At 63.8% G+C, this 21,763-nt stretch carries 23 protein-coding genes; 15 read left to right on the top strand and 8 right to left on the bottom strand.

Annotation, left to right across the window (positions count from 1 at the left end):
• The first annotated feature begins 48 nt into the window (after nucleotides 1–48).
• Complete coding sequence (locus FJ471_RS20635; RefSeq protein WP_140806596.1) at nucleotides 49–1,584, top strand: MFS transporter; 1,536 nt, start codon at nucleotides 49–51, stop codon at nucleotides 1,582–1,584.
• Nucleotides 1,585–1,691: 107 nt separating this feature from the next.
• Here the strand turns inward: FJ471_RS20635 and FJ471_RS20630 are convergent, their stop codons facing one another.
• The 3 genes from FJ471_RS20630 to FJ471_RS20620 are packed head-to-tail and all read right to left on the bottom strand — an operon-like array spanning nucleotide 1,692 to nucleotide 3,953.
• Nucleotides 1,692–2,006 (bottom strand): nuclear transport factor 2 family protein, encoded by a 315-nt coding sequence (locus tag FJ471_RS20630; RefSeq protein WP_140806595.1) that lies wholly within the window; start codon nucleotides 2,004–2,006, stop codon nucleotides 1,692–1,694.
• On the bottom strand, nucleotides 2,006–2,782 hold the full coding sequence (locus FJ471_RS20625) for an alpha/beta hydrolase-fold protein (protein WP_140806594.1): 777 nt from the start codon (nucleotides 2,780–2,782) through the stop codon (nucleotides 2,006–2,008). The genes FJ471_RS20630 and FJ471_RS20625 overlap by 1 nt, the downstream gene beginning before the upstream one ends.
• Nucleotides 2,783–2,786: 4 nt before the next feature.
• Nucleotides 2,787–3,953, bottom strand: coding sequence for an ATP-grasp domain-containing protein (locus FJ471_RS20620; RefSeq protein ID WP_140806593.1), 1,167 nt, complete (start codon nucleotides 3,951–3,953; stop codon nucleotides 2,787–2,789).
• Nucleotides 3,954–4,518: 565 nt separating this feature from the next.
• On the opposite strand from FJ471_RS20620, the gene leuA reads away from it, so the two are divergent.
• Complete coding sequence (gene leuA / locus FJ471_RS20610) at nucleotides 4,519–6,195, top strand: 2-isopropylmalate synthase (protein WP_181179609.1); 1,677 nt, start codon at nucleotides 4,519–4,521, stop codon at nucleotides 6,193–6,195.
• 192 nt (nucleotides 6,196–6,387) lie between these two features.
• Nucleotides 6,388–8,175: a tetratricopeptide repeat protein gene (locus tag FJ471_RS20605; protein WP_140806591.1), complete on the top strand. Its 1,788-nt coding sequence runs from the start codon at nucleotides 6,388–6,390 to the stop codon at nucleotides 8,173–8,175.
• 136 nt (nucleotides 8,176–8,311) lie between these two features.
• On the opposite strand, the gene FJ471_RS35350 is transcribed toward FJ471_RS20605, so the two are convergent.
• Nucleotides 8,312–8,545, bottom strand: a complete 234-nt coding sequence (locus FJ471_RS35350) for a hypothetical protein (protein ID WP_224670246.1) — start codon at nucleotides 8,543–8,545, stop codon at nucleotides 8,312–8,314.
• Here FJ471_RS35350 and FJ471_RS20600 point away from each other — a divergent pair.
• Together FJ471_RS20600 and FJ471_RS20595 are read left to right on the top strand one after the other, a co-directional pair.
• Nucleotides 8,441–9,196, top strand: coding sequence for an alpha/beta fold hydrolase (locus FJ471_RS20600; RefSeq protein WP_246684778.1), 756 nt, complete (start codon nucleotides 8,441–8,443; stop codon nucleotides 9,194–9,196). The two genes, FJ471_RS35350 and FJ471_RS20600, sit on opposite strands and share 105 nt — an antisense overlap.
• 134 nt (nucleotides 9,197–9,330) lie before the next feature.
• Nucleotides 9,331–9,951, top strand: coding sequence for a hypothetical protein (locus FJ471_RS20595; protein WP_140806589.1), 621 nt, complete (start codon nucleotides 9,331–9,333; stop codon nucleotides 9,949–9,951).
• On the opposite strand, the gene FJ471_RS20590 is transcribed toward FJ471_RS20595, so the two are convergent.
• A complete protein-coding gene (locus FJ471_RS20590; RefSeq protein WP_140806588.1) occupies nucleotides 9,941–10,876 on the bottom strand; it encodes a metallophosphoesterase in 936 nt (311 codons plus the stop codon). The genes FJ471_RS20595 and FJ471_RS20590 overlap by 11 nt on opposite strands.
• 68 nt (nucleotides 10,877–10,944) lie before the next feature.
• Between FJ471_RS20590 and FJ471_RS20585 the strand changes: the two genes are divergently transcribed.
• Nucleotides 10,945–11,448: an NUDIX domain-containing protein gene (locus FJ471_RS20585; protein ID WP_140806587.1), complete on the top strand. Its 504-nt coding sequence runs from the start codon at nucleotides 10,945–10,947 to the stop codon at nucleotides 11,446–11,448.
• Between the two features lie 72 nt (nucleotides 11,449–11,520).
• Nucleotides 11,521–12,003, top strand: coding sequence for an ABZJ_00895 family protein (locus FJ471_RS20580; RefSeq protein ID WP_140806586.1), 483 nt, complete (start codon nucleotides 11,521–11,523; stop codon nucleotides 12,001–12,003).
• Nucleotides 12,004–12,023: 20 nt separating this feature from the next.
• On the opposite strand, the gene FJ471_RS20575 is transcribed toward FJ471_RS20580, so the two are convergent.
• Entirely contained in the window at nucleotides 12,024–13,010 is a 987-nt protein-coding gene (locus FJ471_RS20575; protein ID WP_140806585.1) for a glutathione S-transferase family protein, read from the bottom strand.
• A 307-nt stretch (nucleotides 13,011–13,317) separates the two neighbouring features.
• Here FJ471_RS20575 and FJ471_RS20570 point away from each other — a divergent pair, with 307 nt between their 5' ends.
• From FJ471_RS20570 to FJ471_RS20545, 6 genes are all read left to right on the top strand, one after another.
• On the top strand, nucleotides 13,318–13,923 hold the full coding sequence (locus FJ471_RS20570; protein ID WP_140806584.1) for an N-acetyltransferase: 606 nt from the start codon (nucleotides 13,318–13,320) through the stop codon (nucleotides 13,921–13,923).
• Between the two features lie 27 nt (nucleotides 13,924–13,950).
• Nucleotides 13,951–14,712 (top strand): 3-hydroxyacyl-CoA dehydrogenase, encoded by a 762-nt coding sequence (locus tag FJ471_RS20565; RefSeq protein ID WP_140806583.1) that lies wholly within the window; start codon nucleotides 13,951–13,953, stop codon nucleotides 14,710–14,712.
• Between the two features lie 6 nt (nucleotides 14,713–14,718).
• Nucleotides 14,719–15,906: a CaiB/BaiF CoA-transferase family protein gene (locus FJ471_RS20560; RefSeq protein ID WP_140806582.1), complete on the top strand. Its 1,188-nt coding sequence runs from the start codon at nucleotides 14,719–14,721 to the stop codon at nucleotides 15,904–15,906.
• Between the two features lie 36 nt (nucleotides 15,907–15,942).
• Nucleotides 15,943–16,713 carry a HugZ family protein gene (locus tag FJ471_RS20555; protein WP_140806581.1) on the top strand — a complete coding sequence of 257 codons (771 nt, stop codon included), beginning with the start codon at nucleotides 15,943–15,945 and terminating at the stop codon, nucleotides 16,711–16,713.
• Nucleotides 16,714–16,871: 158 nt separating this feature from the next.
• Complete coding sequence (locus FJ471_RS20550) at nucleotides 16,872–17,210, top strand: metalloregulator ArsR/SmtB family transcription factor (protein WP_140806580.1); 339 nt, start codon at nucleotides 16,872–16,874, stop codon at nucleotides 17,208–17,210.
• A 55-nt stretch (nucleotides 17,211–17,265) separates the two neighbouring features.
• On the top strand, nucleotides 17,266–18,063 hold the full coding sequence (locus FJ471_RS20545; protein ID WP_140806579.1) for an RNA methyltransferase: 798 nt from the start codon (nucleotides 17,266–17,268) through the stop codon (nucleotides 18,061–18,063).
• A gap of 175 nt (nucleotides 18,064–18,238) precedes the next feature.
• Here FJ471_RS20545 and FJ471_RS20540 read toward each other — a convergent pair whose 3' ends face one another.
• Both FJ471_RS20540 and FJ471_RS20535 read right to left on the bottom strand, forming a co-directional pair.
• Entirely contained in the window at nucleotides 18,239–19,378 is a 1,140-nt protein-coding gene (locus tag FJ471_RS20540; protein WP_140806578.1) for a hypothetical protein, read from the bottom strand.
• A gap of 134 nt (nucleotides 19,379–19,512) precedes the next feature.
• Nucleotides 19,513–20,049: an EipA family protein gene (locus tag FJ471_RS20535; protein ID WP_246684777.1), complete on the bottom strand. Its 537-nt coding sequence runs from the start codon at nucleotides 20,047–20,049 to the stop codon at nucleotides 19,513–19,515.
• 384 nt (nucleotides 20,050–20,433) lie between these two features.
• Between FJ471_RS20535 and FJ471_RS20530 the strand changes: the two genes are divergently transcribed.
• Together FJ471_RS20530 and FJ471_RS20525 are read left to right on the top strand one after the other, a co-directional pair.
• Nucleotides 20,434–21,063: a histidine phosphotransferase family protein gene (locus FJ471_RS20530; protein ID WP_140806576.1), complete on the top strand. Its 630-nt coding sequence runs from the start codon at nucleotides 20,434–20,436 to the stop codon at nucleotides 21,061–21,063.
• Nucleotides 21,064–21,286: 223 nt separating this feature from the next.
• On the top strand, nucleotides 21,287–21,655 hold the full coding sequence (locus FJ471_RS20525; RefSeq protein ID WP_140806571.1) for a response regulator: 369 nt from the start codon (nucleotides 21,287–21,289) through the stop codon (nucleotides 21,653–21,655).
• Nucleotides 21,656–21,763 lie beyond the last annotated feature (108 nt).

The following is a 21,763-nucleotide window of genomic DNA, read 5'->3' as shown; positions in this document are numbered from 1 at the left end:
CCGCCAGTCAGCGGCCGCCGGCAAACCCCGCCTCAGATAGGGAAAATCATGACTTTGATGACCAGAACCGGCCCGGCCGGCAGATGGCTCGTGCTGCTGTCGGTTTGCCTTGCCGCCATGACGATGCCGTTGAGCTTCACCGGCCCGGCCGTGGCGCTGTCGCGCATTGCCGCCGATCTCGGCGGCAGTCCGCTCGCGCTCAATTGGGTGACCAATGCCTTCATGCTGACCTTCGGCGCCGGCCTGATGGCGGCCGGAGCGCTGGCGGACAACCATGGCCGCAAGCGGATATTCCTCGTCGGCCTCGCCGCCTATCTCCTTGCCGCGCTGGGCTGCATGCTGGCGTCGGACATCGTCTGGTTCGATTTGTTCAGAGCCCTGCAGGGCATAGGCGGCGCTGCCGCCTTCGCAGGCGGCGCCTCCGCCCTTGCCCAGGAATTCGATGGGCAAGCGCGTCTGCGCGCCTTCAGCTTCCTCGGCACCAGCTTCGGCATTGGCCTTGCCTTCGGCCCTGTCGCGTCGGGCCTGCTCATCGACGCTTTCGGCTGGCGCGCGATCTTTGTCTTGGTGGCGGTGCTTGGCGTTGCCGCCGCGGCGCTTGGCCTGCGCACCATCACCGAATCGCGCGACCCGGATGCGATCGGGCTCGACTGGGTGGGGGCCGCCACCTTCACCATCGCGCTTGCCGCCCTGACCAGCGGCGTGCTGCAGGCGCCGCAGAACGGCTGGGCCGATCTCCTCGTCATCGCGCTTCTCGGCGTGGCTGCCATCTTCTTCGCCGCCTTCGTCATTGTCGAGCGGCGTGCGCGCCGGCCGATGCTGGACCTGACGCTGTTTCGCTTCCCGCGTTTCGTCGGCGTGCAATTCCTGGCCGCGGCACCCGCCTATGCCTTCGTCGTCCTGCTCGTGCTCCTGCCGATCCGCTTCATCGGCATCGAGGGGATGAGCGAGATCAAGGCCGGGCAATTGATGATCTGCCTCTCCGGGCCGCTGCTGGTCCTGCCGCTGCTGGCCGGCCAGGCGGCGCGCTGGATCGCCCCGGCGACGATCTGCGGTGTCGGCCTGCTCGTCGCGGCCGCCGGCCTTGTCTGGCTGAGCCAAGTGTCTGCGGCGGACAGCGCGCTGGTGGCCCCGCTGATCCTGATCGGCATCGGCATCGCCTTTCCCTGGGGGCTGATGGACGGACTTGCCGTGAGCGTCGTGCCGAAGGAGCGCGCCGGCATGGCGGTCGGCATCTTCAACACGACCCGCGTCGCCAGCGAGGGCGTGGCGCTGGCGATCGTCATGGCGACCCTGTCGGGCTTCATCGCCGCGCAACTCGGCGCTCAAGGGCTGGCCTCGCCCGCAGAAGCGGCCGCGGCAGCGCAACTGCTGGCAACAGGCAATATCGCGGGAACGGCGCAACATCTGCACTTGGCCGACGCCGGTGCCCTGCTCCAGGCTTACGAGACGGCTTTCGACAGGCTGCTCGTCGTGCTGGCGACGATTACCGTGCTGACCGCCATCGTCGTCTTTCTCGGCCTGCGCCGTGGATCGGCGCCGGAACAAGACGTCGCTCCTATCCCGGCCTGCCAGGAAGGCTGACGTCAGCCAAAGCCGCGCGCCGCCTCCGGCCTGTCGCGCGCGGTGACCTTATAACCACGCGGACATCACGACTGGCTGACGTGGCGCGCGCCATGGCACTTCCGATTTCAGCTGATGACCAGGCTTGCGATCCGGTCGCCATCGAGCGTGAAGGCCATGTCGCCCTCGCCGTTGAAACCGTTGCCCGTCACCGCGACGCGGGCATGGTAGACGCCGTCGCGCTGCGCGAGACGAACGATGCGAAGATTGGACTGCACGCCGATATTGTCCGACTGGTTCCACCGCGCGACTCCATCGCGGCCATGGAAATCGCGACCCCAATCGCTGAGGAAAGCCTTCTCGGTGAATGTGTCCAGAAAGGCTTCGCTATCGCCGACGTTAGTGGCTTCGACAAAGCGGCGGATCGGGCCGGGCGTGGTCATCAGTCCAACCTGTGCATCAGATCTTCATCCAGCCAGCGGCCGAAGAAGTAAACAAGCTGCTTGTGCCACCACGGCCAGTCATGGCTGACGTCGCCGCCCCAATAGTCGACCCAGGCGGGAATGGATTTGTCGCGCAGCACCTGCTCCAGCTCGCGTGTTTCGACAAGCATGCGCTCTTCCCAGGCGCCCTGCCCGCAGCAGAAGATCAGCCGCAGCGCCCTGAGCCGCCCGAGCAGCTTCTGGTCGACGATGCCGGGCAGATAGTCGAGCGGCGAGTTGAAATAGATGTTGCCTTCAAGCGTCCGGCCGAAGAAGTCGCGGGCCGAATAGACGCCGGACAGCGAGATCACGCCGCTTGCCAGCTCCGGAAAGCGGAAGACGAAGTTCGACGAGTGGTAGCCGCCCATCGAGCAGCCGCAGAACAGCGGCTTCAAGGCGCGGCCGCCATTGGCCTTGGCGGCGACCGCCTGCAGCTCCGGCAGCGCTTCCTCGCGCACATAGCGGAAATAGGCCTCGTGGCGGGCGATGCGATGCGCCGCATCGGCTTGCTTGTTGAAGAAGGACTCTGAATCGATGCCGTCGAGCGTGAACAATTGAATGCGGCCGGTATCGATGAAGTCGGCGAGCGCGCCAACCCCGCCCGAATCCTCGAACTGGTAGAACCGCCCCTGCGAGGTCGGGAACACCACCACCGGCCGCCCGGCATGGCCGTAGCGCTTGTATTCCATGTCGCGGCCGAGATTGCGGGCATGGCCCTTGTGGTAGGAGACGTCCATCGGCTCAGGCCTTTTCCGCGTGGATATAGTCGACCGCCTGGCGCAACGCCTTCTGATCCTTCGAACGCATCTGGTAGGCGTAATTGCCCATGGCGCGGCTGAAGACCTCTTCGATGGCCTGGTGATGGACGATCTTGTCGCCGTGGGCGGCTAGCACGTCCGCATGGCTGTGCAAATAGCCGATATGGCGTTTGCGGCTGGCATAGGCGGTGAAATACTTGCCCTTGTAAGGGCCGCCGGCCGCGTCCTTGACCACCATGTCGGCCCATGCGGCATAGACGTCGATGTCGAACGTGTAGTTGATGGCGTCCGTCATCCAGGCGCCGGGCGGGCGCATGTTGACCTCGAGCGCGATGACGCGCTCGTCCTTGGTTTCGAACAGCTCGATGTGGAAGAAGCGCTCGCGCACGTCGAACGCCTTGAGTATCTTGCGCCCCGCCTCCCCGACCTGCGGGCCGATCTCGGGGAAGCAGGTATAGCTCATGTGGCGGTCGTGGTTGACCGCCTCCATGATGCTCTGGTCGTAGCGGTGGCTGGCCGCCAGCACCACCTCGCCGTCGCGGTTGACCAGCCCGTCGAAGGTCACCACCAGCCCCTCTATGAACTGCTCCATGACGAAGGTGACGCCCTCCGGCTTGTCCCTGAAGAACTGGTCGAGCTCCCTGGCGTTGGAGATCTTGAAGGTGTTCGAGGCACCGGAGCCCGAATCCGGCTTGACGACCACCGGATAGCCGACACGGCGGATGAAGGTCATGGCGCCGGCGCGGTCGGAGCATTTGCGCTGCGGAATGGTCTCGACGCCGCTCTTGCGGAAGAAGGCGCGCATGCGGCTCTTGCGCTTCAGATTCTTCACGAAGTCGAGCTTGGTGCCGTAGATGTTGAAGTCGGTGCGGATGTTGGCCTCGAGCTCCAGCCAATGCTCGTTGAGCGACTCGAAGCGGTCGATGCGGCCCCATTTGTGGATGAAGTGGCCCATCGCCCTGAACACGGCATCGTAATCTTCCATGTCGGAGATGCGGTAATATTCCGACAGCGCCGGCTTCAGCTTGCTGTTCAAGGTCTCGTAAGGCGCATCGCCGATGCCGAGCACGGTGGCGCCGGCCTTCTTCAGCCGGTCGCAAAAATCGGCGCCGTTGGCCGGGAAATGCGGCGAGAAGAACACGAAATTCATGTACGACCTCCCCCGGAGCACTATGGACCGCGTCGGGCGAGTGTGGCGCATTTGCCCGATGCGGGGAAGAGCCGGCGCTAATGCATGTCGCCCAAAGTGTGCAGCGCTTTTGGGAAACGACATGCATAAAACCAAAGGCTTAAAGCGCGTCGCTCGATTCCATTTCGATATGAAGCGCGTTGAGCGCGGCCTGGCCGGCACTTGCCTCCCGATGACCGCTCCTGTAAGAGAACCGCCATGACCACGCGCGTCCGCTCCGTCGCTTCCTCTCGCACCGGCTTTGCCGGCGAGACCGCGCGCGCGCTCGCCTCGACCCTGCTTCTTCTCGGCCTTATCGGCGATCGCCGGGTTCGCTGAAGGAGCGCCCGGCGGTCGGTACCAGCCGCCCTCAGGCGTATGCTCCTTGGCTAAAGTCATAATCAAGCGAACGAAATTCTGGTAGAGGCGACGCTCGCCATCAATCCGCCCAAGGCGAACATGCGAGCCGCCCGGAGAAGAGACGATGAACGCACGAGAAGAAATCCGCGCCGGCGAGACTGAAGCCGGCAAGCACGCGGCCGGCCATATGCCGGACGCGGCGCGCAAATACCAATCCTACCCGACCGTCGGCCTGACCGACCGCACCTGGCCGAACAAGATCATCGACAAGGCGCCGATCTGGTGCTCGGTCGACCTGCGCGACGGCAACCAGGCGCTGATCGATCCGATGGGGCATGAACGCAAGGCGCGCATGTTCGCGCTGTTGATCGACATGGGCTTCAAGGAAATCGAGATCGGCTTCCCCTCGGCCTCGCAGACGGATTTCGACTTCGCCCGCTGGTGCATCGAGGAAGGCGGCGTGCCGCGCGATGTATCGCTCCAGGTGCTGGTGCAGTGCCGGCCGGAGCTGATCACGCGGACCTTCGAGGCGCTGACGGGCGCACATCGCCCGATCGTGCATTTCTACAATTCGACCAGTGAATTGCAGCGCCGCGTCGTCTTCGAAAAGGACGTCGCCGGCATCAAGCGCATCGCCACCGACGCCGCCAAGATGATCACCGACATGGCGGCCAAGGCCGGCGGCGGCTATCGCTTCGAATATTCGCCCGAAAGCTTCACCGGCACCGAGCTCGACGTCGCGCTGGAGATCTGCAACGCCGTCACCGAGATCGTGAAGCCGACGGCTGACAACAAGCTGATCATCAACCTGCCCTCGACGGTCGAGATGTCGACGCCCAACGTCTATGCCGACCGCATCGAGTGGATGTGCCGCAACCTCGACAACCGCGAGAACCTGATCATCTCGCTGCATCCGCATAACGACCGCGGCACCGGCATCGCCACCACCGAGCTCGGCCTGATGGCCGGCGCCGACCGCGTCGAGGGAACGCTGTTCGGCAATGGCGAGCGCACCGGCAATGTCGATATCGTCACGCTGGCGCTCAACATGTTCACCCAGGGCGTCGATCCGGAGCTCGACTGCTCCGACATCAACCGGATGAAGGACGTCTACGAATATTCCAACCAGCTGAAGATCCCGGAACGCCATCCTTATGTCGGCGAACTGGTCTACACGGCTTTCTCCGGCTCGCATCAGGACGCCATCAACAAGGGCATGAAGGCCCTGAAGAAGGCCAACACGCCAATCTGGGAAGTGCCCTATCTGCCGATCGATCCGGCCGATGTCGGCCGCACCTACGAGGCGATCATCCGCATCAACTCGCAGTCGGGCAAAGGCGGCATCGCCTATGTGCTGCAGGCGGACTACGGCCTCAATTTGCCGCGCAACCTGCAGATCGAGTTCAGCCAGGCGATCCAGGCGATCACCGATGCGGAAGGCAAGGAAGTGCCGGTCAAGCGCATCCACGAACGCTTCCTCGAAACCTATGTCGACCAGCCCGGCGCGCGGCTGAAGTTCCTCGACCATCGCACCTACCCCGACACCGAGGTGAAGGGCCGGCGCATGGTCGAAGCGGATATCATCGACAACGGCAAGGAAGTGACCATCACCGGCTCGGGCACCGGCCCGATCGACGGCTTTGTCGATGCGCTTTCGCGCCATGTCGGCGTCGACATGTCGGTGCTGGACTATTCAGAGCATTCCTTGCAGCGCGGCTCCAACGCCTCGGCGATCTCCTATGTCGAAATGGAGTATCCGGGCGGCAAGCTGTTCGGCGCCGGCATCAACACCAACATAGTCGCCGCCTCGCTCGAGGCCGTTGTTTCGGCCGCCAATCGCATTATCGGCCATAAAGCTGGCTGAGCGCCAATCGATCGAAGTGCGGCGCATCCAATGCGCCGCGCTTCAACGACAGACGCGAGATCCTGCCATTCGTTAACCGCCGGAGGAATTTCCGGTGGCTTACGCGATCGCATAATAGAAGCATCCTTGTGCGCCGGCGCGAGCGCTATATTATCGCGCCCTAACCTGTGCCGACTTCGGAAGGATCGACACTTGGAGCATGCCCCGCCTGCCGCCCCCGCAGTGCGCGAGACATTGGAGCGACTGCTTGCCAGCGAAACGTTCGGACGCTCCGAACGTGCGCGCAGGCTTTTACGCTATCTCGTCGAACGCGAGCAGGCTGGCGAGGCGGACAGGCTGAAGGGCGTTTCCATCGCCATGGACGTCTTCGGCAAGGACGGCGATTTCGACGCCTCCACCGATGCCGTGGTCAGGGTCCAGGCCGGTCGCCTGCGCGAGCTCCTGGAGCAGTATTTCGCCAATGAAGGTGTCGCCGAGCCGGTGCGCATCGCGATCCCGCGCGGCGGTTATGTCCCTTCCTATGAGCTGAACGCGATCCGTCTGCCAGGCGGGGCCAGGGCCGCCTCCGGTACCATCGCGCGACCCGACGCATCGGCCGATGCCGCTCCGGCTTCGGCTGAATATCTCGATGGCCCGACGCCCGGCGAGCCTATGGCGCTGATGGCGCCGGCGGCGCCTTCGCGGTCGCTCACATGGCAGCTACGCTTCTTCTGGGCGGCCATGGTCCTGGTCATTGCCATGCTCGGTGTGCTCATCGTGCGTCAAAGCAATGCCTTCCTCAACGGCGGCGACACGACCGCGACGGTTGAAACGGCGCGCCTGGCCGGGGCCGCCGCCCAGCCGGCATTCGATTCCCTGCCGCTGATCTACATTGCGGTGAAAGCCGATGGAGCGGAGGCGACTCGCGTCGCGTCGTCGCTGCGCGCCGGGCTCGCGGGTTTCGACACCATCGATTTCATCGGACGCGACGCGGATTCGACGCGCGATCAATCCGCCGATCCGATCAGTTTCGTTTTCGAAATTGTTCCCGGGCCCGCTGCCGGCGACGTCACGGTCGAATTGCAGAGCGTCGCGACCGGGCGGGTTCTCCTGTCGCGCAACCTGACATCGGCCGAAAGCGCCCCCGGTGCGGTTGAAAGCAACATCGCCAGCCTTCTCACCTCGACCGTTCCCGCTTCGGGCGCGATCTACAGCTACATCGACCAGAGCGACATCCGGACCAGCCAGATCGGATGCCTGGTGCTCGACGACCGCTATTATCTCGACATGAGCGCCCAGACGCACGAGATTGCCTATCGCTGCCTGGAGAAGCTTGTCGGCGAAGGCACCAAATCGTCGCTTGTCTACGCGGAGTTGGCCTCGCTTCACGTGGAGGCCGTCAACTCCCACTATGCCTATCCGCCGGAAGCGACGCTCGAAAAGGCCATGTCGCTTGCGCACCGCGCCGTCCAGATGGGGCCGACGAGCCCGCACGCGCATCGCGCCTTAGGCTATCTCAACTCTCGCCTCGGCAACACGGACGAGGCCATCCGGTTGATGCGAAAGGCCTACGAGCTCAACCCGTATGATCTCGGCATGGCCGCCGCCTATGGCTACGGGCTCATCTTCGCCGGCAAATATGATGAGGGAACGCCGATCCTGGGCCACGCGGTGGAAGCCTTCAGCGGCCATCCGACCTGGTGGGATTATGGCCTGTTCGTCGGAGCCTTCATGCAGGGCGATATGAAGAAGGCCGCGATCGCCAGCGAGTCGCTGCGCACGACGACATCGAAGTCGCATTACCTCGCCGCGCGCCTGATCGGCGCCAGGATTTCGGGCCGCGACAAGCTGGCGGGCGAGATTGCCAACGAGCTCACCGCCGAATTCCCGAACTTCGCCGCCAACCCGCGCGCGACATTCGTCGATCGCAAATACCCCGGCGATCTCACCGATCGGCTGGTGCAGTCCTTGCGGGCCGCCGGGATCGGCAACCCGAGCTAAACACAGTTTCCGCTTTCGTTTGGGCCACCCGATCGCTGCAGCGCGCAAAATATGACGCTGCGATCCGGCAAATATGCGAATATTGGGACATGGTTGCGCGCCGGGCGCCCGACGGGGCGCTGCGGTCGCAAAGATTTTACTGGCCATCGGTCTGGTTCGGGAGCAATTCAGCCACAATTTGCGATTGTTGCCCGTCTTGCTCACTCCACCATTTTTCATGCTTCCATTCCCTTATGCCGTCGAAGGCGGCGCTGGCCCGAAGACGATCGTCTTTCTGCACGGCTTCGGGGCTTGCCGTGAGATCTGGCGTGACGTCGTGGCATCGCTGGCGGCGGAAGCGAGAATGCTTGCCTACGATCTGCCGGGCCATGGACAATCACTGGAATGCGAAGGCATGGGCGGCGCCAAGCCGGCCGCGCGGGCCATCCTGGCCGATCTAGCCGCGCGCCAGTTGGGCAAGGTTCATCTCGTCGGTCACTCCATGGGCGGCGCGATCGCGACATTGATGGCGCTTGCCGACCCCGACAGGATTGCCTCGCTCACTCTGTTGGCGCCCGGCGGCTTCGGCCCGGAAATCAACGCAGCCTTGCTGCGCCGCTACGCCGCCGCGGCCGGCAGGAAACAGATCCGCGCCAGCCTTGCGGCCATGTCGGGTCCGCGCAGCGGGCCGCCCGATCACGTGGTGGATGCACTGTGCCGGATGCGCAAACAGCCGGGCCAGTTGCAGACCCTGATCGACATGGCGGCCGCGATGACGAGGGACGACCGGCAAGGCGTCATCCCCCGCGCGCAGCTGGACACGCTCGACATGCGGGTGATGGTTGCCTGGGGAACGGAGGATCCGCTGCTGCCGGTCGAGCAGGCCGAGGCGCTGCCGTCGCATTTCCATCTGCACCATGTTCTCGGCGCGGGTCATATGCTGGTCGAGGAAGCTCCGGACCTTGTTGCCGAGGTCGTGCGTCGCAACACGCGACGGCGCGGCAGGCGGTTGCGTCCGCCGCTGGGCGCGGCGGCGAGCTGATCTCTCCGGACCGACCCCGAAGAATATCCGTAACCCCTTCCGCCGGACCACAGCAATCGCATGGGCCGTCGTCGGCAGTGCATTTTGCCGGGGATTGTGTTAACTCGCTGTTAACCAACAGCGAGGCAGCCGCCATGAAGGATGCAGGCGACAAAATCACCCCGATCGAGCCGTCGCGGAAGCTCGCCGACGCGGTACGCGACGTCAAGAACGCCTTCGCCGACCGCGACGATGTGATTGTGGAGATGCGCGACGCGCACCGCATGCGGCTCGATCTCCTGGCAACCGAGCTTGCCCCGGTCTTTGCCGATGTCCCGGCCGACATGGACAGCTTCGACTTCGCCGTCTCGTCCGGCCTGCAGCCGCGGCTATGGATCGACGCGGTGAGCCATGTCGCCATGGGACGCGACCGCCGCACCTACCGTTTCCTCAAGGATACGCGCGTCGGCCGTGTGGTGCTGGCCGAATCGACCGAGATGAAAGCCGCCGCCGATGCGGTGACGCGCTATGTGGCGGAACGTGTCGTCGAGCGGCAGCGCATGATGGAAGGGAGCATGGAGAGCGCCGTTCCCGGCCTGCATCGCCCCGTTGTCCGGGAAGCGGAGCCGCCCATCCAATCCGAAACCCGACGCAGCAACGGCTGGACGACCTTCTTCGCCGGCCTCGGCCTGATCGCCGCCGGCGCCCTTGTCGGCCTGGCGGTTTCGCTGGCGATGTTCTGGGACCGCATCGCGCATATGAAGATCAGCTTCTGACGAGTTCACGGTCCTTCACGGCCGGCACCTCGATATCCGTGACCTGCAGGTCCGATGGCGGCAGCGCCGGCCCGGTCAGGCCGCGCCGCGTCAAGCGCGCGCGCCAAGCGCCCTTTTCGCCGTCGATCTCGAACAGATTGTACTGGGCGGCCGGATGCTTGCCGCCCGGCGCCTGGCCCGCGGCGGCAACCCCGACGACGGGCACCTTGGCGCCACGTGCTCCGATGGTGAACAAGGACGGCAGATGCGAATGGCCGTGCAGGACCAGCTCCGCGCCATGACGGCGAATCACCTTGTGGAAACGGGCGATGCCGAACAGCCGCTTATGCTGCGTGACGGCGCCGCGCACCGGCGGGTGGTGGATCATGATGGCGCGGAACAGCCCTTTTTTCGCCGCGTCGTCGAGAACCTTGCCGAGCCGCTCGGCCTGCCCCTCCATGAAGAAGCCGTTGGCCATGAAGGGCGCGGTGGCGCGCGCCGTGGTGACGCCGATCAGCGCGACATTGCCGCGCACGCGCAGATACGGAAAGGAATTGCGGTCGACCGGACTGTTGACGCCGTCGCCCGTCATCCACGGAGCCCATGCCCGGCAAACCTTGTCGAAGGCGCCCGGCACATAGGCATCGTGATTGCCGGGGACCACGGAAACGTCGTGCGGCGATCCAAGCGTCTCCAGCCAGTGCTTGGCCATCTCGATCTCGCCGTCGAGCGCCAGATTGACGAGGTCTCCCGTGACGGCGAGATGGTCCGGCGCGTTCGCCTTGATGTCGGCGACAATGGTGTCGATCACTGCGTCATGCATATGGCGGCGTCGGTTGCGCTGCCAGTTGACGTAGCCCAGCACGCGCTTGGACGCGAGGTCGCGATAGGTTACATCGGGCAGCGGTCCCAGATGAGCGTCGGAAATATGCGCAAGCCTGAACATTCCTCCTTCTTAAGCGACGCAAGCCTGGCTTTCCACTCACCCTTTGCTGTTCGTTCGGCGATGGTCGGATGAGTGGCGCGGCTGATCCCGAGGAAGCGTTCCGTCAGACCGGCTGGCCGGGCCTGCGGGCAAGGCTGTTCCATCTTTTCTTCCTGCTGCGCCGTCCGATGACGCTCGGCGTGCGCGGCCTGATCTATGACCGCCCCTCCAATTCCGTCTTCCTGATCCGCCACACCTATGTCCCCGGCTGGCAGTTGCCGGGCGGCGGCGTCGAAGCCGGCGAGACGCTCGAAGAGGCGCTGGCGCGCGAGCTTGCCGAGGAAGGCAACATCGCGCTGACCGCCCCGCCGGTGCTGAAGTCGATGCATTTCAACCGCCGCTCCAGCAGACGCGACCATGTCGGCTTCTACTTGATTGAAGCCTTCAGCCAGACGGCGCCGAAATTGCCGGACCATGAGATCGCCGAAGCCGGCTTCTTCCCGCTCGATCGCTTGCCGGAAGATGCGACCTCGGCGACGAGGCGAAGAATCGAAGAAATATTTAGCGGAGAACGTGTATCGCCCTATTGGTGATTTCAAGAAGACGTGATCTTCTTCAGGGGATCAATAACGCAATCGCGTTTATAGATCGCTGGAGGCGTCTGCATGGCAGCGGAAACCACCAAGCCAGCCAATGTATGGCCCTGCGTTGCCATTTACATTGTGACCACAATGATATTGACGGCAATATGGGCGACGGTTGGTTATATTGCTCCTGATTTGGTCGAAAAGGCGAACACGGCAGCCAGCTTCGTGATGATTTTCGCATCCACGCTTGCCGCATATTCGGTCTTCATAAGGCGCAACGGCAGGCTTTTTGACCGGAGCGAGTATTGGAAGGTGGTCTTTCTTTCAACGGTGGCCACCGTGCTGTTTTCAGCAGTCATGATGTTGTTTTCAATTGCGGCAGGAGCCGCACCGGGAAGCGCAAGCGACGTTCCCGCCAAGATTTGGATCATTCTGCTGATTATCGGTACGATTTTCGGACTTTGCGTCAACGCTATCGGCTTTTCCAGCCGGTTCGGCAAAACTCTTTTGAAGGCCCACAGCAAGAGGCAGGCTCAACTCGACACCGAGCCTTTCCGATAGGCTTTCATCGCCAGGCAGCTTCATGCCGCCTTCCTGAACCTGCCCCGATCATGCGATGCCGCGTAATCAAGCTCCGGCCCCACCGGAACGATTCCCGTTGGATTGATCGATCTGTGGCTGCCGTAATAGTGCGCCTTGATGTGATGCAGGTTGACCGTGCCCGGGACGCCGGGCACCTGATAGAGATCGCGCAGATAGTTGGACAGATTCGGATAGTCGGCGATGCGGCGCAAATTGCATTTGAAGTGGCCGACATAGACCGGATCGAAACGAACCAGCGTCGTGAACAACCGCCAGTCGGCCTCGGTGATGTGCTCGCCGGTCAGATAGCGCTGCTTCGAAAGCCGCTCCTCGATCGTATCGAGCGCTAAGAACAATTCGCCGAACGCTTCCTCATAGGCTTTCTGCGCGGTGGCGAAGCCGGCGCGATAGACGCCGTTGTTGATCGCCGGATAGACCAGCGCGTTGATCCTGTCGATCTGTGCGCGCAGCGCCGCCGGGTAGAAGTCGAGACCCGCCTCGCCCCATTCGTCGAAGGCGGAATTGAGCATGCGGATGATCTCGGAGGATTCGTTGTTGACGATCGTCTCTTGCCTTTTGTCCCACAGCACCGGCACGGTCACGCGGCCTGAGTAGGCCGGATCGGCCTTGGCATAGATCTGGTGCAGGAAATCGAGGCCGTAGAGCGTGTCCCCGGTGGCGCCGTCCTCGGCTTTGAAGGTCCAGCCGTTTTCGCCCATGAAGTGGTGCACCACGGACACGGAGATGATGCCTTCCAGCTTCTTCAGGGCGCGGAAGATCAGCGTGCGATGTGCCCATGGGCAGGCGAGCGACACATAGAGGTGATAGCGGCCGGGTTCCGCCTTGAAGCCTCGCGTGCGGCCTTCCGCCGGCCTGCCGTCGCGCGTGATCCAGTCGCGCCATTGCGACTCCGTTCGCACGAACCGGCCGCCGCTGTCGGTATTGGGCGCGCGATCCTGCCATCTGCCTTCAATCAACAATCCCATGCGGAAAATCTCCCTGCGGTTCGAATTTATCTAGGCCCATGATCGGCCTGGCGAAGCCCCCAGGCGCTGAACAGTTCGTCAAATGACGAACCGGTCCAGAGACGGACAAGTTCCCCGTGCGACGCAAAGAAAGCCGGAAAGCACCGATTGCGGCGGCACAAAATTGGTGCTAGCGGAAGCGCCCATGTTCGACTTTGCCTCTATCCGGTTCGACCGACGACGAAAGGGCGCCCGCGCTTAACAAGCGCTGACTGGCGAACGCTGCCGTTTGCAGCAAACCTTCCTCGCATACCGGAACGCAAAGACCATGAGCCTTGCCGACGTGAAATACCTGCCGGAAACCCCGGCGCATGATGCTGAAATCGAAGCCATCAACGACGAGGCCTTCGGCCCCGGCCGTTTCGTGCTTGCCGCCTACAAGATCCGCGAGGCCGGCGGGCATGACCGCTCGATGTCCTTTGTCGCCGTCAAGGACGGCACGGTCATCGCTTCGGTGCGCATGACGCGCGTGGCCGCGGGCGCCGGACGCGCCATGATGCTCGGCCCGCTTGCGGTGCGCCCCGCCTACAAGAATCTCGGCATCGGCCGAAAGCTGGTGGCGATCGCGCTGGAGGCAGCCAGGAAGGCCGGCGCGCCCGCCGTCATCCTGGTTGGCGACGAGCCATACTACGGACCGCTCGGCTTCAAGCGCTTTCCGCGCGGGCAGATCACCATGCCGCGCCCGGTCGATCTCGACCGGCTGCTGCATCATGAAATCAAGCCCGGAGCCGTCGCTCGCTTTGCCGGCGATGTCTGTCACACCAATATGGCGAGGGTCGCCGAATTTGCCCCGGCCTTGGCGCGACCTGCCGCCAATGCGCAGCCGTCAGTCGACCCGGCTATTGCGGTTGCGCCACCTTTGCGCGCTTCTTAGCATAATTCGAAACCCTGGGAGGCTTGCATGACCCCGAACGGCCAGATCGCGATCGTCACCGGCGGGGGATCCGGCCTTGGCGAGGCGACGGCGCGCGCGTTGGCGGCCAAGGGCGCCCGCGTCGCCATCCTCGACGTGGGCATCGAGCGCGCGGCGAAAGTCGCGGCCGACATCGGTGGCGTTGCCGTCCAATGCGATGTCAGCAGTGGAGAGAGCGCTGCCGCCGCGATCGCCGAAGTGGCTGAAAAGCTTGGACAACCGCGCATCCTCGTCAATTGCGCCGGCATCGCCATCGGCGTGAAGACGATCGGCAAGGACGGACCGCATCCGCTTGACCAGTACCGCAAGGTGGTCGAGATCAACCTGATCGGCACCTTCAACATGATCCGCCTCGTCGCCGACCGGGCGGCGAAGCTCGATCCGCTCGCCGGCGGCGAGCGCGGCGTCATCGTCAACACCGCCTCCGTCGCCGCTTACGACGGCCAGATCGGCCAGGCCGCCTACGCGGCTTCCAAGGGCGGCGTCGTCGGCATGACGCTGCCTGTGGCGCGCGATCTCGCCCGCTCCGGCATTCGCGTCTGCACCATCGCGCCCGGCATCTTCAGGACACCGATGATGGCTGGCATGCCGCAGGAGGTGCAGGATTCGCTCGGCGCTTCCGTGCCTTTCCCGTCGCGGCTCGGCGAGCCGTCGGAATATGCGGCACTTGCCCTCCACATCGTCGAGAACCAGATGCTGAACGGCGAGACCATCCGCCTCGACGGTGCCATCCGCATGGCGCCGAAATAAGCAGGGATGACTGGCTCACCGACAGGCGCCGGTGCTTCCACCGGAAAGACCGGTCCGCTCGCCGGCCTGACGGTGATCGAACTGGCCGGGCTCGGCCCGGTGCCGCTTGCCGCCCTGATGCTGTCCGAGATGGGCGCCGAGGTGCTGCGCGTCGAACGCGCCGACGCCGGCAAGCCGCTTCTAAGCCTGCCGGAAGAATACGATCTCGATCGCCACGGCCGTTCCATCCTCAAGCTCGACCTGAAGCGGCCGGCGGGCGCGGAACTACTGCTGCGGCTTGCGGCAAAGGCCGACCTCCTCATCGAAGGCTTCCGCCCCGGCGTGATGGAGCGGCTCGGCCTCGGGCCGGATGTCGTTCTCCAGCGCAATCCGGCGCTGATCTATGGCCGCCTGACCGGCTTCGGCCAGGACGGGCCGCTGTCCGGCCGGGCCGGGCACGACATCACCTATCTCGCCTACGCGGGCCTCTTGCATGCGGTCGGCAGGCAGGACGCGCCGCCGGTGCCGCCGCTCAATCTCGTCGCGGATCAAGGCGGCGGCGCCATGATGTTGATCGCCGGCGTGCTCGCCGCTCTTTTCCAGCGCTCGCGCAGCGGAAAGGGCCAGGTGGTCGACGCCTCGATGATCGAGGGAGCCTCGATGCTCGCCGCCCCCATCCACGCCTACTTGGCGTCGGATCTCTGGACCGACAGGCGCGGCGAGAACCTGCTCGATTCCGGCGCGCCTTTCTACGATACCTATGAGACGGCGGACGCAAGGCACGTTGCCGTCGGCTGTCTCGAACCGCGCTTCTTTGCCGAATTCGCCAGGCTGTTGCCGCTGGATTCGCATTTCGTCGGCACCCAGTACGACAAGTCGTCGTGGCCCGCCATGCGCGCCGCCATTGCCGGCCGGATCAAGGCGAAGACGCGCGACGAATGGGCCGGGCATTTCGCCGCGACCGATGCCTGCGTGGCGCCCGTGCTGTCCCTGGTCGAAGCCAGGAGCCACCCGCACAATCGCGCCAGGCAAAGCTTCGTGAAGTCCGGCGGGCTCGACCGCCCGGCGCCGGCGCCGCGTTTCTCGCAAGGCTCACAAGTGCCTGCCGCAATGCCGACTGCGGCCGATCGCCAGCCCGCGGGCATATTGACCCGTTTCGGCTTGGGCGAAGAGGAGATCGCAACCCTTGCAAAGGCGGGTGTACTCGCCCAATAACCGGAGAACGGAAATCAACTTATCTGGGGTGAGCTCGTGACCGAACCGAAAAAGGACGTCATCCGCGAGACCGATGCCGAGGCGATCAGGCTGGCGAAAACCCTGATCCGCGCGGCGCGTTTCGGCGCGCTTGCGGCGATCGAGCCTGGCACCGGCGCGCCGCTGGCAAGCAGGGTCGGCGTCGCCACCGACATCGACGGCACGCCGCTGATCCTGGTCTCGATGCTGTCCGCGCACACCGGTGCGTTGCTCGCCGATCCGCGCTGCTCGCTGCTGCTTGGCGAACCCGGCAAGGGCGACCCGCTGGCGCACCCACGCATCAGCCTGGCATGCCGGGCCCTGCGGCTGGAGCGGGGAGCGGCCGATCAGGTCCGGGCCGAACGGCGCTACCTCAACCGCAATCCGAAGGCGAAGCTCTATGTGGGGCTCGGCGACTTCTCGTTCTTCCGGCTCGAGCCCGAGCGCGCCAGCCTGAACGGCGGCTTCGGCAAGGCCTTTCTTCTCGAGCGCGACGATTTCATCACCGGCGCAGCCCTTGTCGAGGAGTTCGCCCGCGGCGAACAAGCGGCGCTCGATCACATGAATGCCGATCATCGCGACGCGCTTGCCCTTTATGCCCGCCATTTCGGCCATGCCGAGGGCGACGGCTGGATCGCCACCGGCTTCGACCCCGATGGCATGGATCTCGCCGCCCCGGATGCGACCTGCAGGATTTTCTTTCCCCAGCCTCTGCAGAGCGCGCACGACTTGCGTTCGGCGCTTGTCGAGATGGCAAAGGCGGGACGCGTGGCAGAGCAAGAGCGATAGTTGATCGTGCGCCGGCGAAAGCAACGCTTGAGATTTGAACGAAATGATCTACCCTTGTAGTGACGCTGATTCAGCAGCGCCTATCGACATCTGAACATTGCGGAATCAGGCGCCATTGCCCCCTGGCGCTTGGATGAGCCAGGACCCTTGGGGGATCTATGATCTCTAATAAGCTAATCGCCAATGCGGAATCGGCAGCCGCGTTTCTCACTCTCATGGGCAACGAAAAGCGCCTGCTGATCGTGGCCCATCTGATCGACGACGAAATGTCGGTCGGCGCCATCGCCGAGAAGGTGCAACTCAGCCAATCCGCGCTGTCGCAGCATCTTGCCAAGCTGAGGGCGCTCGATCTCGTCGAGACCCGACGCGACCGCCAGATGATCTATTATTCCTGCAGATCCGAAGCGGTGCGCGAATTGCTTCGCATGCTGGAAGGCATTTTCGGCGACGGCGACCTCTCCCAGATGGCCTATCGGTTGCGCCGCGCCGGGGCTTGACCCGCGCTATCCAAAGCCCCTTACCTCGCTGGCAATTTCTGCCGGCGAGATTTGCATGAACCTCATCCCCATCGACGATCCTCGCGACCCGCGCGTCGCCGCCTATCTCGACATCCGCGAGCGCGATCTCGTCGGCCGCCATGGCCGCTTCGTCGCCGAAGGCAAGGTGGTGCTGGACCTGTTGCTGTCGACCGGGCGCTTCGCCGCCGAGTCCGCCCTCGTCCTCGAAAACAGGCTGGCCGGCGTGCAGGAGGTCCTGCGCAAGGCGCCTCCGGATTTTCCTGTCTATGTCGCCGCAGGCGAGGTCATGGACCGGATCGCTGGCTTCCATATGCATCGCGGCATACTGGCGATCGGCATGCGCGGCGATCCGACGCCCGCCGAGATTCTGGTGGAAACCTTGCCCCGGCGCGCGTTGGCCGTCGTCCTGGTCGGCATATCCAATCACGACAATATGGGGGCGATCTTCCGCAATGCCGCGGCCTTCGGCGCGGACGCGGTGCTGCTCGATCAGACTTGTTGCGATCCGCTCTACCGCAAGGCGATCCGTGTTTCGGTCGGCGCGGCGCTGAAGGTCCCCTTCGCTTTGTTCGGCGAGACCGGAGCCTTCACCGCGACGCTCGATCGGCTTGGCTTCAGCCAGTTCGCCCTCTCGCCACGCGGAAATATCGACATCCGCGCCGCGGAGCGCTCGGCCCGCCTGGCGCTTTATCTCGGCACCGAAGGCGAAGGACTGCCGCAAGACCTGCTCGTAAGGCTGCACACTGTGCGGATCGCCATGGCGGAAGGGTTCGACAGCCTGAACGTCGCCGCCGCGTCGGCAATAGCCCTGCATCAATTTTCGAACCGGTAGCCCAAGAGGAGCCCAAATAGCTGCGACGCCGGAGGTGTGGTGAAATTTCGGGTCAGGCCGAGTCGAAAATGGCGGATTCCGAAAACCGGAGCGGAGCGTACTTAAAGTACGTGAGCACCGGAAGCGCAGGAAGCCGCCATTTGCAGGCCGGCCTCACCTGAATGCTCACCACACCTCAGTTGGCAGAGCCGGCCTTCTGCAGGGCCCTCACGCGGTCGGCAAGGCTGACGCCGCGCCCGTTCTGCTGTCCCTCGCCCGCCAGGGCCTTGGCGATGGGCGAGTCCGGCCCGTCGAGTTTCATCGTCAGATTGACCACCTCGGCCGCCAGCTCGTTCATTTGTTCGCGAAGGCCGGCGCCGGAACGGGCTTCGCCCGCCGGGTCCGGCATTGCCGTTCCCGAGGCGGCAAGATCGGTTTTCAACCGCTTGTTCTCGCGCGCCAGCGCCGTCAGCCTTGCCTCCAGCCGTTCCCGGTCGCCCTCGAGCCTGGCGATTGCCTTGTCGACGTCGTCACTTTTCGCATTCGTGCCGGCAGCCAGCTGCGCGACGCCGTTTGCAGCGCTTTCCTTCGGGCGTTCGCGCATTCGAGCGAGATCCTTCTCGCGCCGGTCGAGCTTTTCCTCGCGGTCGGCAAGCGTGGCAAGCAGCCGCTCGACCTTCTTGTCGAGCTCGGCCGCCCTCTTCTTCTCCGCCTTCAATGCCTCGCGAGCGGCCTTGCTTTCCGACGCGACCTCCTGGTTGCGGCGTTCCGCCTCCTTGCGCTGGCCCTTGAGCAACGCAATGTCGCTGGCGAGCTTTTCCAGTTCCGATTCGCGGGCCACCAACTCGATCTGGCGGTTCGAGGATGAGAAGCTGGCGTCGTCATACATCTGCTCGAGCTTCTGCAGCTCCAGCGCGCGCTTCTCCAACGCCCGCTCCGTCTGTGCATGCTTGTCCGACAGCCGATGCAGATCCTCCTCGCGCTGCCTGAGCTCCGCATTCTTGGCCTGCAGATCGGAGAGCGCCTGGTTCTTGTCCTTCTTTTCGACCGCGAGCCCCTTCAAGGCCTCGCGCCCGCGACCGATCTCGACGAGCTGTTCGGCCGTCTTCTCCTGCAGGTTCTTGACGGTTATCTCCAGCCGGCGCGTCGTCATGGCATATTCGGCCCGGACGCGGTCCTTGTCCGCCTGGATTTCGGCTTGCGTCAGCGGCAGCGAAGCCTCGAGGCGCCTGCGCGTCAGGATAACGGCCCGCCGCCAGACCGCCGGCGCGACCAGCGACACCAGAAAGACGGCGCAAAGGAAACCGAGTACGAAGAAAAGGACCGACTGGACCAAGGCGTGCTATCCACTTTACGGAGCGGCAATCGCGGGATTGTGCCACCTTGGCATGGCGGAAATTCAACGCCGCGGCAAGAGCTTGCCGCGGCGCGATCAGCACTGTCCGAGCGATTGCAGCGAGCGGAATCCGATCAGAATGGGTTCCAGGTCGGCCTTTCGGTGAGCTTCAGATAGCCGAGATTGACCCCGAGACGGGCGCCGACACCGGTGCGGATCGGGACCAGCATCACCCGGTTGGCCTGCAATACGTTGAAACCGACGCCCGCAATGACATAGGCGGAGCCTGCAACGCCGCCGAAGCGGTTGTAGAGACTGCTGATGTCGTCGAGGTTGTAGACCAGCATCATCACTCGCGATCCCTCGCCACCGAAATCCCAGCCGAGCGAGGGACCTTGCCAGAACACCTTATGGTCGCCGGCGTTCTTGGTGTAGAGCGTCCCCTCGCCATAGGTCAGGCCGCCGATCAGCGCGCCGGATCCTTCCTCGCCGAGCAGGTAGCCGTTGGGCAGGCCGTAGGAGGCAAAGATCTTCTCGACGACGGTGGCGAGGCCGCCCGACGTCTCGCCGAAGAATTTATGACCGGAATCGACGATTTCCTGAGCGGTGTACTGCTGAGCCCGCAAAGCCGAGGTCGAAAGGACCAAAGCCCCCAGGAGTGTGATGGTCATGGTGAGGACGCGGACGAACGTCCGGTCGTAGTATCGGGAAAACATGCTTCCAATCTCCGTCAGGGAGCACTTTCGCCGACGCCTCGCACCCCTGCGGCTCTTGCCGGCCGTTCAGGGTGGCTATCACGGGCAAACTATGCCGTAATCCTTTTTCAACCATTAAGCTCCCACACGAAGATGGCCGTTCGAAGGCTGCGCTTGCGCCTCGGTGGCGGGTTTCCCCCCGCGAACACACCATTTTCGCCGCCGACAATTTTGGATTTGTTGATGCGCGCTCGGGCCCTGTGTATTCAGAAAGCCTTGGAAAAGAGCGTGATTCGTGTGGGCAGGCGCGAAAACGGTCGCTCGGCCATGAACAAGTGACTTGAAGCAGGGATTTCCACGATGGCCGAGCTTTTCACCCTTTCCGCGCCGGATCTCGCGGCGCTGCTTTGCAGCCGCGTCTGCCACGACATCATTTCGCCGGTGGGCGCAATCAACAACGGCCTCGAGTTGCTCGACGAGGGCGGCGCCGACGAAGACGCCATGAAGCTCATCCGCCAGAGCGCCAGGAACGCATCGGCGCGGCTGCAGTTTGCCCGCATCGCCTTCGGTGCCGCGGGTTCCGCCGGCATGATGATCGACACCGGCGATGCCGAGGCCGTGGCCATCGCCTTCCTGAAGAACGAAAAGCCGGAACTGGTGTGGAACGGCCCCCGGGCGCTCTTGCCCAAGAACAAGGTCAAGCTGCTGCTCAATCTCATTCTCGTCGCCAACGCGGCCATACCGCGCGGCGGCAAGCTGGTGATTACGCTGGAGAATCTCGAAACCGAGCCGCGTTTTTTGCTGTCGGCCGCCGGCCCGATGCTCCGCGTTCCGCCGAAATTCCTCGAACTGCATTCCGGCCATAAGCCGGAAGAGCCGATCGACGCCCATTCCGTCCAGCCTTACTACACGCTGCTTCTGGCGCGTGAGGCCAATATGACGATCTCGATCCACGCGACAGCCGAAGAGATCGTGCTGACGGCTGCATAAGAAAAGCTGAAGTATGTTTAATTGCTAATATTTATGCTGGCGATGCAGATCGAGCAATGCCAGTCGAAATCCATGTAACGGCGCCGCGGGCCAGAACCACGCGATACGCCCGTTTGGAAAAACTTTACCTAACGGCTTTTCGGCTTCTTTACCAGATTGGACTATGGTGCCCACCTGTTACCCGGAGGCTGCCCGTTCGGCAGATGGCAAAGAGGACCCGGACATGAAGCGCTGCCTTTTCGTCGATGATTCGAGCGTCATCAGGAAGGTCGCAAAACGCATTCTTGGCGGCTCGGACATGATTGTCATGGAAGCCTCGAGCGGACTTGAAGCCACCGAGATGTGCGCCGGCGACATGCCGGACGTCATCGTCATCGACGGCGGCCTGACCGATGTCCAGGCGGCGGACCTCATTCGTCGCATCCGCGCCATGGAAAGCCCCATCAAGCCGCAGATCCTGGTCTCGCTGGTCGAGGTCGACGTCGCGGCGATCATGCGCGCCAAGCGCGCCGGCGCCCAGGGCTATCTGCTGAAACCCTTCAACCGGGCGCAATTGCTCGAAAGCTTCCGTGTCCTGAAGATAGCCGCCTGATTCGCTAATGCATGTCGCCCAGAAGTGCGCGGCGGTTCTGGGACAACGACATGCATCAAAACAAAGACTTAAGGCGCGTCGCCTGAATCCGGTTCAGCGCGACGCGCT

The sequence above is a fragment of the Mesorhizobium sp. B2-7-1 genome, assembly GCF_006440735.1.
In the GTDB taxonomy this organism is placed as follows: Bacteria; Pseudomonadota; Alphaproteobacteria; order Rhizobiales; family Rhizobiaceae; genus Mesorhizobium.
The sequence above is the reverse complement of the archived record's forward strand: the minus strand, read 5'-3'. Positions and strand labels throughout refer to the sequence as shown.